We start from the raw sequence: 12,520 nt of genomic DNA on the forward strand, positions 1-12,520 counted from the left end.
GCCGCGCCGAGGACGTCGCGGCGGGTGCGATGAGCCGTTTCTCAAAACAGCTACCCACCCAAGGGCTTTCCGGCTAGCTATCACTTGGGTAAGGCTGCACTCAGAACAAGAAGTCTCCCCCCCACCGCGCCGGGGACGTCGCGGGCCACCGGAGAAGTGGCTACCCCGGTTTCCGGGGGGCTTCTGCTAGCATGGCTTCCACTTTCTTGGCCCGCGTTGGTGGCGGTCGTCGCGTCCTGTGGGGCCAGCGCTCCTCCCGTGATTACTTCTCTGGGGAAGCTGGGATGAGCTCCTGAAGCTGCCGGGCAAACTGCTGCGCGATGGATTCCCAACTAATGCTTTCGGTGGTCTCGCGGGCGGCCGCTTTCAGTTCGGGGTTCTTCCATTGGGTGAGGGCGCGCTGGCAGGCTTCCAGGAAGGATTCTTCGTCGTGAAAGGGGGCGAGGTACCCGTTGGCCCCATGATCGATGTAGATGCTGGGGGCGGCGTAGTCAAAGCTGATGGTGAGAAGCCCGCTCGCCATGGCTTCCAGCACGACGTTTCCAAAGGTTTCTGTGAAGCTCGGGAAGACGAACAGGTCGGCGCTGGCGTAGTGGCGGGCGAGGTCTTCTTTGATCCGCACGCCGGCGAAAATGAACTCGGGGTAGTTTTTTTCCAGCTCGCCCAGTTTCGGGCCATCGCCCACCAGGACGCAGCGGGTCTTGGGATTGCTTTTTCGCAGGGCGAGAAAGCTTTTCACGAGCAGGGGGAGATTTTTTTCGGCGGCGATGCGGCCGACGTAGATGGCCACCGGCGAGTCCTCTTCGGCCCCCCAGAGCTTCCGCAGGTCGGGGTCGCGGTGGGCCGGGCTAAAACGCTCGGTGTCGACTCCTCGCCCCAGCACTTTCACGTTGTCATAGCCGGCCTGCTGGAGCTTGGCGGCCACGTCGGGAGAGGGGGCGAAGGTGGCCGCCGTCTGATTGTGGATGAAGCGAAGGTAGGAGTCCGCGACTCCTTGGAGAATGGGGAGATCATATTCCGCCATGTAGGTGTGGAAATTGGTGTGGAAGCCAGAGGCGATAGGGATCTTGAGGAGGTTGGCTGCCCACATGGCGCTTAGCCCGAGGGGGCTTTCGGTGGCGATGTAGATGATGTCCGGCCGCTCTTTCGACCACATGGAGCGCAGCTGCACCCCCCAGGGCAGCCCCACCCTCAAGCCCTTGTAGCCAAAAAGGGGGACCGAGGGCACTTCGATTTCAGGGGTCTCATCGGCCTCGGGATGGTCCTCTGACTGCGCTTCTCCCAGAATCTTGGGACGGACCACGCGGACGCTGTGGCCAAGGTTTTGCATGGCTTTGCGCAGGCGACGCAGCGTCATGGCGACGCCGTTCACGTCGGGCGGGTAGGTGTCGGTGACAATCGAGAGATACAAGGGTGCCGAAGGGTGGGGTGGGACCCCGGAGCCTAAGCAAAGCGGCCAGCGGGATGCAAGAGTTTGAGGCACCGGAATTCCGGCTTGCGTCTTTTCTGAAAAACGATAAACTCCCAACTCCCCAGACGTCCCGATTTTCTTCTTTTTCTTACTCCACTCGATGAAAACCGATATTCATCCCGAATACCATCAGACGACCCTCAGCTGCACCTGTGGGAAGGTCTTTCACACCCGCTCGACCGTGGAGAACATCCGCATCTCGATTTGTGCGGATTGCCATCCTTTCTTCACGGGCGAACAAAAGCTGGTCGACACCGCGGGGCGGGTCGAAAAATACCAGCAGCGCTACGGCGCTTCCAAGGCGCGGCGTTCTCGGCCGAAGCTTTCTTCTTAGGGGGGCGATTTTTGCTTTTTCAAAGCGGCCTTCTGCGACCTTTGGTTGCGGAGGGCCGTTTTTTCTTGTTGGGGTCTTGCGCTCTCTCATGGACTTCGCACCGCTGGTCGAAAAACGCCGGGAACACTTCGCGTCTCTCGAAGAACGCCTGGCTGCGCCGGGCTTCTACGATGATCCCCAAGTGGCGAGCGAGGTGATGCGAGAGCATGCCAGGGGGAAAAGGCTCTTGGAGCAGTGGGCCGATTTCGAGGACGTCCGGCGTCAGTTGGAGGAGAATCGGGAGCTGGCTCGGGGCGAGGAAGAGGAACTCGCGGCCATGGCGGAGGAAGAAATTCCTTTTTTAGAGAAGCGTTTCGCGCAGTTGGAGATGGAGGTGCAGTATGCGCTCTTGCCTCGGGACCCGGCCGAGGATCGCGATGCCATTGTCGAGATTCGAGCAGGGGCGGGGGGAGATGAGGCCTCTCTCTTCGCTGGAGAGCTGCACCGGATGTATGCGCGCTACGGGGAAAACCGGGGTTGGAAAGTGGAGCTTCTGGAGAAGAGCCCTTCGGAAGTAGGGGGGTTCAAGGAGGTGGTCTTTCGGGTCGCGGGAGAGGATGTCTTTCGTTTCCTCAAGTATGAGAGTGGGGTCCACCGCGTGCAGCGCGTTCCCGCCACGGAGACTCAAGGGCGGATTCACACTTCCACGGCTTCGGTGGCGGTCCTGCCCGAGGCTGAGGAGGTGGACGTCGAGATCAAGCCGGACGATCTCCGGATTGAGGTCTGTCGCGCGGGCGGCGCCGGCGGGCAGCACGTCAACCGAACCGAGTCAGCGGTCCAGGTCTTCCACGAGCCCTCGGGCATCATGGTGCGTTGCGAGCAGGAGCGAAGTCAGATCCAGAATCGGGAGCGGGCGCTCAAAATTCTGCGGGCCAAGCTCTTCGAAGCGAAGCAGCGGGAGGAGGCCGAGAAGTATTCCGCCCATCGCAAGGCGCTCATTGGTTCGGGGGATCGTTCGGAGAAGGTGCGGACCTACAATTTTCCGCAAGGCAGGGTGACCGACCATCGGATTGGGAAGACGGTGCACCATATTGAGGCCTTTGTGGGGGGAGAGATCGATGATCTGATCCAAGCTCTCCAAGCCGAGGACATGCAGGCCCGCATGGAGGAGGCGGCCGCGACCTTCGTCGCATGAAGAGCGTCCTCGAGACCGTGCAAGCGGGGACGGCCTACCTAGAAAAGCGAGGCGTGCCCGAGGCTCGGCGGAATATGGAGTTTCTCGTGGCGGAGGTCCTGTCTTGTTCACGGCTCGATCTCTATCTGGAGTTTGATCGCCCCCTGGAGGAAAAAGAGTTGGCTCCTCTGCGAGAGTTGTTGAAGCGACGGGGCGAACGCGAGCCCCTGCAACACATCCTCGGCTCGGTCCCTTTCTGCGGGCTCGACTTTCGCTGCGATGAGCGCGGGCTGATTCCGCGACCGGAGACTGAGCTGCTGGCGGAGGAGTGTCTCCGACTGGAGCTGCCGGAGAGGGCTCGCCTCCTGGACGTGGGGACGGGTTCGGGGGTCATTGGTCTCACCCTGGCTGAGCGGCTCCCCGAGTCCGAGGTGGTCTTGGTGGATCTGTCGCGAGAGGCGCTGGCCCTGGCTCGGGAGAATGCGCAAGCGCTCGGTCTCCGGGTCGATTTGCGCGAGTCGGATCTTTTTTCCGCGGTCGAAGGGACCTTTGATTTGGTGGTGGCCAATCTTCCCTATATCGAGAGTGGGGACTTGGAGAGCTTGCAGCCCGAGGTGCAGCGGGATCCGGTGGCAGCCCTGGATGGGGGCGCCGATGGCTTGGCTCTTTATCGGCGGTTTGCGAGAGACTGCACTTCCTATCTTGCCAAGAATGGATTTGTGGCGTTGGAAGTGGGCGCCCGTCAGGGCGAGGCCGTGGCCGCGCTGCTGCGGGAAAATGGACTGAGACACGTCGAGGTGAAGGACGACCTCGCAGGGATCGACCGAATGGTCTTCGCCCGGAAATCGTCCCCGGAACATGGATAAGCTCATCGTCGAAGGCGGCTCGCAATTGGAAGGGGCCATCAATATCAGTGGCTCGAAAAACTCGTCGCTCCCCATCTTGGCGGCGACCCTTCTCTGCCCCGAGGCGAGCGTGGTCCAGCGGGTGCCCGATGTCAGCGATACCAATTACATGGTCCAGATTTTGAGCCACCTCGGAGCCAAGGTCGAGCGCTCCAGTGGCACGGTCCGGATTGAGCCGGCCGATCTTTCGACCAGCGCTCCTTATGAAATCGTCCGGAAAATGCGGGCCTCCATCTGCGTCATGGGCCCGCTTTTGGCGCGGATGGGGGAGGTAAGCGTGTCGCTCCCAGGGGGCTGTGTCATTGGCGATCGACCGATCGATCTCCACCTGCGAGGACTGGAAGCGCTCGGAGCCACGGTCCAGGTGGAAGGGGGAGACATTTTTTTGGAAGCCAAGGAGGGCCTTCGCGGGGCCGAGGTGGATTTGCGGGGCAAGCATGGCCCGACTGTCTTGGGAACCGACAATGTCATGATGGCTGCGGTCTTGGCGGAAGGCACGACGGTCATTGAAAGCGCCGCCACCGAGCCCGAGGTGGTGGATCTGGCAGAATTTCTCATCAAAATGGGAGCGCGCATCGAGGGGGCGGGCACCCGGCGGATCACCGTCGAGGGCGTGAAGGGCCTCCAGGGCGTGCGCCATACCGTCATTCCCGATCGGATCGAGGCGGGCACCTTTTTGGTGGCGGGTGCGATCGGTGGCGGGAAGGTCACGCTCAAGCGAACCCGCTCGGACCATCTCTCCGCTGTGGTGGAAACGCTCGCCAGTTGTGGCTTCAAGATCTCTTCGCTCAACGGCAGCATGACGATCGAGCCTGGCGACGAGCCGCTCGGCTGCGACATCGAGACGGCCTCCTACCCGGGTTTCCCGACCGATATGCAGGCGCAAATGTGCGCTCTTTTCGCGACGGCCCGAGGCTTGAGCGCCGTGACGGAAACCATCTTCCCCCAGCGCTTCATGCACGTCTCCGAGCTGAAGCGGATGGGGGCAAACATCGAACTGGAAGGGGCCACCGCTCTCATTCGCGGAGTGGATCAACTGGACGCGGCCCCCGTCATGGCCAGTGACCTACGCGCCTCCGCTGCCTTGGTGCTGGCGGCTCTCCGGGCCAAGGGAAAAACGGAGATCAACCGGCTTTATCACATTGATCGGGGCTACGAGCACATCGATGAGAAGCTGGAGATGCTCGGGGCCAAAGTTTGGCGGGAGCGGGCCTGATTCAGCAGACGGATCGGCGGCGGGTGACCCAATTCTAGCGTTGGCTTATTCGAAAGAGCAATTTGTTTTGACTTTGCTAGAAAAATTCCGTTTTCTTTTTGGATAAATCCTATGAGGGCATTCCCTTTCAGATGGCGGCAGGTGGTGAAGCTGGTCGGTCTTCTCGCTTTCTTCGCGCTGGGGACCGGTTCTTTTTCCTGGGCGCAGGACGGGTTCCGGGTCTTCACGGGGGCGTCGGGCGACACGATTGAGGCCAAGTTGATGGCTTTCGATGGCCAAGTGGTGCGCTTTGTGACTCTGGACGGCAAGATTCGCGATGGCGGCATCCAGTTTTTCTCTGCGAAAGATCAGGAACACATTCGGAGATGGGCTAGCGAGAATCAGGCCCCGGTCGATTACAATTTCGACATTGAAGTCTTGCCGAAGATGCAGGATCGCCGACGCGCTGATCGCGGGAGCGTCGAGGTCACGAGCGAGGACTGGATTTACCTCATCGAGATTCGCAATGCTTCGGGGGTCAATCTCGAAAACATCGAGGTCCAATATCAAATCTACAAGACCAACGGCAGGGTGGATGACCGGGGGCTGAGCAGGAAAGCCAACAACTCGCTCCTTTCCAGCGGCAAGCTCTTGGCTTTGCTTGGCAAGTTCGAGCTAAAAGAGTTGGAAATGAATCGGGAGGTGGAGCTGACGACCAACGCCATTACCGTGCTGGATAGTGACCTCAACGGGGGCTTTTACTACACCGATGGCTCGGACGACAAACGAGCCGATGAACTGATCGGGGTCTCTCTGCGCATTCTCCATAACGGGGTGTTCGTGTCGGAGTGGAGTCAGGATTCGAGCCGGATGAAGCGCTACAATCCCGCTTGGGTCGCACCGAAAGGGGGCTGAGCGGCGGGGGAGGGGCCTTCCGAGGGGGCCCCATTTGGGGTTTACAAAAACCCACGGCTCTCTAGTCTACCGGTCCCATGGACGTTCTTCTCGGAATCCTCATGTTTCTGCAAATCTTGGTGTCGCTCCTGATGGTCGGCATCATCATGATGCAGCGCCCTCGGCAAGAAGGCTTGGGCGCGGCTTTTGGTGATGCCGCTGCCAACCAAATGTTTGGAGCGCAAACCACGAACGTTCTCCAGAAAGGCACGGTCTACTTCGCCGTCTTTTTCTTTCTCAATTCCGCCGTCATGGCCACCATCCTGACCCACCGGGAAGACACCTCGGAAATCGATGACGTTCTTCGGAACGCCCCCGCGCCTGTGGTAGAGGAGTCGTCTGAGGAGGACTTTCCAGGACTGGAAGATCGCGGCGGCCTCTTGGACTTGCCCAGTCCTCCCGAACCGGTTCCGCCAACTCCCGAGTCGGCGCCCGTGGAGACTGAGACTCCGCCGACGACCGAGTGAAGAGCGCTCTGATGGCATCGCGGTAGATCCGCCGGTTCCGCAAGAAGGCGGCTGACTCTGGCGCTCCCATGGCACGTTCCCAGCCCCCTTTTCCGGTGCTTCTTTTGAAGGACCTTGGGAATCGTCTGGTCTGGCTTCTGGCGCGGCTGGCGGGGGCCTTGGCCTGGTGTTTTCCGATGCGACCGCTTTGTCTTCTGGGTCGCTGGGCCGGGCGTGGGATGGCTTGGCTGCTGCCGGGTTACCGCAAATTAGCTGAGAGGAATCTACGGATCGCTTTCCCGGAGAAGACCGAGGCGGAGAGGAGAAGTCTCCTGCGAGAACACTTTGCCACTCTCGGGGCCAACTTCTGTGGAGCATTCAAGGTGCTGGTGAGTTCGCCCAAGCGGGCGGCGCGCTACTTCCAAGTCGAAGGATTGGAAGGGGAGGTGGTGGATTGCCTGCGAAATGGCTCGGTTTGCATCACCAGTCATTTTGGCAACTGGGAGCTGCTCACCAAGATTCTTTTGTGGGAGCACAGCAGCCAGCTGACGCCTGCGGTCAAGCGAGCGGCCATGTACCAGAAGCTGGCCAATCCTCACGTCGACCGTTGGCTGCAGAAGCTACGGAGTTCGGGTGGCGTGACTCTGATCGAGAGGAAGAGTGGCTTTCACGGTGCGGTCACCTACGTGCGGGGAAAAGGGAACCTCACGATCCTGGCAGACCAGCACGCGGGCGACGCCGGCCTTTGGACGCCTTTGTTTGGAAGGCTGGCTTCGACCACCAATCTTCCAGCCATCATTTCACAGCGGGCCGATGCCCCGATTTTCCTGGTGGGCGTGGCCACGACCGGTCTCGGGAGGTGGACCGCCCGCTTTCTGCCGGTGGCCCGTAGCTCCCAAGGGGTGGCCGAGCAAACGGCGCAGATCAATCTGGCAATTGAGAAGCTGGTGCGGGAATCCCCCGCCGATTGGTTCTGGGTGCACAATCGCTGGAAGACCCCCAAGCCCGCCTTTCTTCTGCGCCGAGTCAAGCGTGGGGTGCATTTGCCGGAAGGAATGAAGGAAGCGGCTTTGAAGCCTTTTCGCATGCTCGTCCGCTCGCCCAACTGGCTGGGAGACGCCTGCATGGCGGTGCCTGCGGTGCGAGCGATCAAGGCCGGTCGGCCCGATGCCCACGTGACGCTCCTCTGTCCGGAAAAGCTGGCGGACGTGTGGGAGTCGGTCTCCGAGGTGGACGGCGTCCTCCGTATCCCGGGCAAGAAGCCACCCGCTCGCGAAGTTGGTCGCTTGATCCGGGAGCACTCCTTTTTTGATGTGGGCATCCTTTTCCCAAACTCGCCGCGGACTGCCATGGAGATGTGGCATGGGCGCATCCCGCGTTTGTGTGGGGTCGAGGGAAAATGGCGAAAGTGGTTTCTCAATCAGCTCATCCCGATGCCCGAGCGCCAGGGCCCTCCGAAGCATCATGTGGAGCACTATCTCCAGATCGCCCACGTCTTGGGGGCCGACGTCAACCACCGGGAAGTCTTTGCCCCGGTCCACCCTCCCGAAGAAGCGGCCCGGCGACCTCTCCGGCTGGCAGTCTGTCCGGGAGCGGAATACGGGCCGGCCAAACGCTGGCCTCTCGAGAAGTTCGCCGAGACCATCACCACAGTAAGTGAGGTCTTTCCAAGCGCGCTTTGGGAGATCATCGGGACGGCGGGAGAACGGCACTTGGGGGAGGAACTGAGCAAGTTGGTGACGGGGGCCAATGTCATCAACTTGATGGGCCAAACCACGCTTTCTGAGTTGATGGTTCTCTTGTCCAAAGCCCGGCTTCTTCTGACCAATGACACGGGCAGCATGCATTTGGCCGCCTTGCAGGGCACGCCCACTTTAGCGGTCTTTGGCTCCACGGAACCGGCTTGGACGCGGCCCCTCGGCAAATTTCACACCGTCATTCGGGAACATGTCGAGTGCTCCCCTTGTTTCCTGAGGAAATGCCCGATCGACTTCCGATGCATGGAGCGAGTGGATACCGGGCAAGTGGCGGAGGCTCTCATAGATCGTCTGCGAAACGGCTAAGCGGCTAAGCAATTCTCCGGAATAAGGATCACCAGCGCGGACTCTCTTGGGCAAGTTTCCGGGTTGGTTGCCAACCCGGTCGGAGAAAAAAGTTTATGATTGCCACCATTCCACAGCAGGGTATGAGCTTGGGGAGCAGGATGGGCTTGACCACGTATGGCGAGCGCCGGGCTGCTTTCAGGAAGAACGTGGCGACTACAGTGGACGAATCATTCGAGACGACCGTGGGCGACTACTACGAGGATTTGTATCGCTTCGCTTTCAGTCTGGCCAAGAATCCCGCGGACGCTTCCGACCTCGTGCAGGAGACTTATCTCAAGTTTGCCAACAAGCGGAAACAGATTCGCGACATGTCCAAGGTCAAGTCCTGGCTTTTCACCACCCTCTACCGTCTCTACCTCGCGATTTACCGCAAGCAGACCAAGTTCCCCAAGGTGGAATTGGAGGACGCCGGGGCGGCCTTGCCCTCGACCCCGCCCCAGCAGGAGCTGAGTCTAGAGGGAGGGGTGGTCTTGGAGGCCTTGGAGAAGATCGACGAGAAATACCGCGCTCCTCTTAGCTTGTTCTTTCTCGATAGTTTGAGCTATCAAGAGATCAGCGATGTGTTGTCCATTCCCATCGGGACGGTCATGTCGAGGATTCACCGGGCCAAGGCCATGCTAAAGAAGTCCTTGCGCTTGGACCGGGCCGACTCGGGAGAAAGGGGGGAAGCGTGAAAGACGAAGTCGCCATCAGCTGCTGCCGGGGCAAGGACGAGGGGGTGCGGGAGATCGACAAACTACGAGAACGGGCTGGGAGCGATGCCGCTCTCCGGGCGCGGATCGAGCAGGAAGAGCGTTTTGATCAGGAAGTGCGGGCAGCTTGGCAGAGGGATTGCCTGGCGCCGCCTGCTTTGGCCCAACAGATTTTGGATCACGTGGAGGATCGGACGGTGCGGGACGGGGTCATCACGCTCTCGCGACGCACCCTCCAGACCTTTGCCCTGGCCGCCTGTGCCACTCTTTTGGCGGTCGGGATCTGGTGGCTGCAAGCGCGTGGTGACGGAGGCGCGGGAGACAGCTTCGTGGAGTTTCGTCAAGACATGATCCAATTTGCTTCGACCGATGGGATCGAGCTGGATCTGAAGACGAATGATCTGAATCGGATTTCCGGCTGGCTCAGTCAGGAACAGGCCCCCCTTCCGAATGCTCTGGGCCCAGTCGCCTCCCTGGAGACACTGGGCTGCAAAATCATCAAGTGGGGCGAGGGCAAGGCCACCTTGCTCTGCTTTCGTGACCAGGAAGGGCGGGTGGTGCACTTTTTTGCGATCGACCGCGAAGGAATGGCCCGCGGGCCGGAGGGGCAGGGTCCGGTGCTGGAGGCCGGGGAGGCGGAAGGACCGGAAACGCTGGTTTGGAACTGCCCCGATCACTTTTACCTCGCCTTCTTTGACGATGAAGAGGTGTCGGTTTCGGAGTTGTTGTGATTCCGGATAACCGGCTCAGGTGGGAGAACGGTTGCAGGGAGGGGAGCTTGCGGTTCAAGTTTCAAGCGGGCGGAAGGTCGAACGGGTGCTTTTGAAGGTCGGTTTGGTAGCCAAGACGGACCGCTCCTCGATGAGAGAAGCCTCACCACGCCCTCCACACTTTCCCTAGTTTCTGAGAAGGCTTTCGTTCAATTCGACCAACGGCCTCCCGGCGAGACAATCGGCATCCGACCAAAGCTGAGCGAGGTGTAGTCGGTCTTGCCAAAGGCTCCGATCAATCTGCGACCGGTTTTCTTTCTCCAGACACTGCTCATGCTCTCGGCGGTATGGCAGCCCCAGCTCTTGCAGAAGGCATCGCGATGGAAGGCGGACCGGCTGACTTGGGCCAGGTCCCGTTCGTGGAGCCAACTGGCGGCGGCGCCCGCAACCACGTTGGAGTAGTCGAAAAGAAAGGCGTGCTTGTTGGAGTGGCCGAAATACTCAAAGGCCCCGATTTTGAGGCGGCTCCGGTCTTGCCCGCGATTGAGGTAATTGAGGAATTCCGGGGTGTTGTCGAACCAGACCACCCGCACGCTGTGCTTCTTGGCCAAGTCATTGATCCAAGTCAGGAAGGGCTTGCCTTCTTCCTGCTGTCTGGAGACATAACCCGGCCGATAGATCATCCAGGTGACTTTTTGGGTCTGGGTCACGGGAGACTCTCTCAACTGCTCCATGCGGAGGGTGGCCGCGCGTATGAAATTGGCCCACCAGCGATCGTGCTGCCATTGCTCTCGACGAAGATCCTCCCATTCCCGCAAGGCCGGGCCTCCGCTCACCAGAAGATACTCCGTATTGGGCGGCGCGGGGTTTTCGGCCTGTCCTCCCTGGGAGAGCGCGGCCAAGAGGGTCAGGGCACAGAAGAAGGCCTTCATGGTCATCCGCGGTGGAGCGATGGGCTGGGAGAGTTTCGTTTGGATTTTGCGCTGGCTCCCGCTTCCTGCCAGAGCTGTTCCCCCGAAAGGAGTTCTTCCAGAGTTTGGCGCTTTCGCACCACCCGGGCTTCGCTTCCCCGCACCAGGATTTCGGCGGGCATGGGGCGGGTGTTGTAGTTCGAGGCCATGACAAAGCCGTAGGCTCCGGAGCTGAGGAGCGCGATGCCCTCCCCAGCCTCCATCTTGGGCGCGTCCAGATTTTGGCCAAAAAAGTCGCCGCTTTCACAGACCGGCCCCACGATGTCCACGCACTCCGTCTCTCCACGAGGGGCTTTCAAGGGCACGATTTCATGATGGCCCTGATAGAGGGCGGGTCGAATGAGGTCATTCATCCCGGCATCCACGATTTGGAAGGTCTTGGCGGTGCCGCGCTTGGTGTAGAGGATGCGGGTGAGCAGGACGCCGGCATTGCCCACGAGGTAGCGACCAGGCTCCAAGAGGATTTTGACACCGAGCGGTTCCAGCAAAGGGACCAACTGCGTGGCGTATTCTTCAGCCGTCAGGGGTCGCTCTTCGTCCGATTGCCCGGCCCACCAATCCGGGGAGCCACTCGCGAGAGCCGGGTCATACACGATTCCGATCCCGCCGCCGATGGAGAAGAATTCGATGTCGTATTTCTCTTTCAAACGAGCCACCAGAGGGCCGACCCGTTCTACGGCTTCCACGAAGGGGGAGACTTGGGTGAGCTGGGAACCGATGTGCATTTGCAAGCCACGAAGCCGAATGTGGCTGTGGGCTTGCGCCCGCTCGCAAACCGCTTCTATGAACTCGAAGTCGATCCCAAACTTATTCTCACTTTTGCCAGTGGAGATGTATTGGTGAGTCTGCGCATCCACGTTGGGATTCACTCGGAAGGCGACGGGGGCGATGACTCCCTTGGCGGCGGCGATTTTCTGAATGGCCTCCACTTCGGCTTCGGACTCCACGTTGAAGGAAAAGATTCCTTGGTCGAGTGCATACTCGATCTCTTGGGCCGTCTTCCCGACCCCGGCAAAGGTGCAGTGCTCGGCCTTTCCCCCGGCCGCCAGGACTCGATAGAGTTCCCCCCCTGAGACGATGTCGAAGCCAGCGCCCTCCTTGGCCAGGAGTTCAAGAATGGCCAGATTCGAGTTCGCTTTCAGGGCGTAGCAGACGTGGTGGCGGAGGGGGGCGAGGGCTTGGTCCAGTCGCCGAAAGTTGTTCTGAATGGTTTCCCCGCTGTAAACATAGAGGGGGGTGCCGTGTTCTTGGGCGAGCGCAGCCAAATCCACATCTTCGCAGTGGAGGCGATCGTTTTGGTAGCGGAAGGAATGCATCGAGCGAGGACGGTAGCCAGCTTTACGATTTTTGCAGCGGGGAAAGCCGATGATTTTCCGCTGGCTCCCGAGAAGACCCTCCTAATACCAACCTCCAGAATTCGCTGGAAGAATGGAGGGAAGGTGTTGTGGGGAAGAGGCGCTGAAGCGCGGGGAAGGAAGAGCCGGTGTCTTTCGAGCCAGCGCTGCGTTGCTCCTCGGTTACGGTGCCTGCACCGCGCCCTCGTCGCGCCTTGGTCTGGCCCGAAATTCACTCGGCCATTCTACC

The 12,520-nt window shown here is 60.3% G+C and carries 12 protein-coding genes; 9 read left to right on the top strand and 3 right to left on the bottom strand.

Annotated features, from left to right (window positions below; genetic code table 11):
- Positions 1–262: 262 nt before the first annotated feature.
- Positions 263–1,411 carry a glycosyltransferase family 1 protein gene (locus tag AAF555_11270; protein ID MEM6912144.1) on the bottom strand — a complete coding sequence of 383 codons (1,149 nt, stop codon included), beginning with the start codon at positions 1,409–1,411 and terminating at the stop codon, positions 263–265.
- 160 nt (positions 1,412–1,571) lie between these two features.
- On the opposite strand from AAF555_11270, the gene rpmE reads away from it, so the two are divergent.
- From rpmE to AAF555_11315, 9 genes are all read left to right on the top strand, one after another.
- Positions 1,572–1,805 carry a 50S ribosomal protein L31 gene (gene rpmE, locus AAF555_11275; GenBank protein ID MEM6912145.1) on the top strand — a complete coding sequence of 78 codons (234 nt, stop codon included), beginning with the start codon at positions 1,572–1,574 and terminating at the stop codon, positions 1,803–1,805.
- A gap of 88 nt (positions 1,806–1,893) precedes the next feature.
- Positions 1,894–2,979: a peptide chain release factor 1 gene (gene prfA / locus AAF555_11280; protein ID MEM6912146.1), complete on the top strand. Its 1,086-nt coding sequence runs from the start codon at positions 1,894–1,896 to the stop codon at positions 2,977–2,979.
- Entirely contained in the window at positions 2,976–3,824 is an 849-nt protein-coding gene (prmC, locus tag AAF555_11285) for a peptide chain release factor N(5)-glutamine methyltransferase (protein ID MEM6912147.1), read from the top strand. Before prfA ends, prmC begins: the two co-directional genes overlap by 4 nt.
- Entirely contained in the window at positions 3,817–5,079 is a 1,263-nt protein-coding gene (gene murA, locus AAF555_11290) for a UDP-N-acetylglucosamine 1-carboxyvinyltransferase (GenBank protein ID MEM6912148.1), read from the top strand. The genes prmC and murA overlap by 8 nt, the downstream gene beginning before the upstream one ends.
- A gap of 111 nt (positions 5,080–5,190) precedes the next feature.
- Positions 5,191–5,973 (top strand): hypothetical protein, encoded by a 783-nt coding sequence (locus AAF555_11295; GenBank protein MEM6912149.1) that lies wholly within the window; start codon positions 5,191–5,193, stop codon positions 5,971–5,973.
- 77 nt (positions 5,974–6,050) lie between these two features.
- A complete protein-coding gene (gene secG, locus AAF555_11300; protein ID MEM6912150.1) occupies positions 6,051–6,479 on the top strand; it encodes a preprotein translocase subunit SecG in 429 nt (142 codons plus the stop codon).
- A 68-nt stretch (positions 6,480–6,547) separates the two neighbouring features.
- Positions 6,548–8,521 carry a lipopolysaccharide heptosyltransferase II gene (gene waaF / locus AAF555_11305; GenBank protein MEM6912151.1) on the top strand — a complete coding sequence of 658 codons (1,974 nt, stop codon included), beginning with the start codon at positions 6,548–6,550 and terminating at the stop codon, positions 8,519–8,521.
- A 140-nt stretch (positions 8,522–8,661) separates the two neighbouring features.
- Positions 8,662–9,237, top strand: a complete 576-nt coding sequence (locus AAF555_11310; protein MEM6912152.1) for an RNA polymerase sigma factor — start codon at positions 8,662–8,664, stop codon at positions 9,235–9,237.
- Complete coding sequence (locus AAF555_11315; GenBank protein ID MEM6912153.1) at positions 9,234–9,986, top strand: hypothetical protein; 753 nt, start codon at positions 9,234–9,236, stop codon at positions 9,984–9,986. The genes AAF555_11310 and AAF555_11315 overlap by 4 nt, the downstream gene beginning before the upstream one ends.
- Before the next feature lie 188 nt (positions 9,987–10,174).
- On the opposite strand, the gene AAF555_11320 is transcribed toward AAF555_11315, so the two are convergent.
- Together AAF555_11320 and lysA are read right to left on the bottom strand one after the other, a co-directional pair.
- Positions 10,175–10,897, bottom strand: coding sequence for a hypothetical protein (locus AAF555_11320; protein ID MEM6912154.1), 723 nt, complete (start codon positions 10,895–10,897; stop codon positions 10,175–10,177).
- A gap of 2 nt (positions 10,898–10,899) precedes the next feature.
- A complete protein-coding gene (lysA, locus tag AAF555_11325; GenBank protein ID MEM6912155.1) occupies positions 10,900–12,252 on the bottom strand; it encodes a diaminopimelate decarboxylase in 1,353 nt (450 codons plus the stop codon).
- Positions 12,253–12,520 lie beyond the last annotated feature (268 nt).

Source organism: Verrucomicrobiota bacterium, assembly GCA_039027815.1.
Classification (GTDB): Bacteria; Verrucomicrobiota; Verrucomicrobiia; order Verrucomicrobiales; family JBCCJK01; genus JBCCJK01.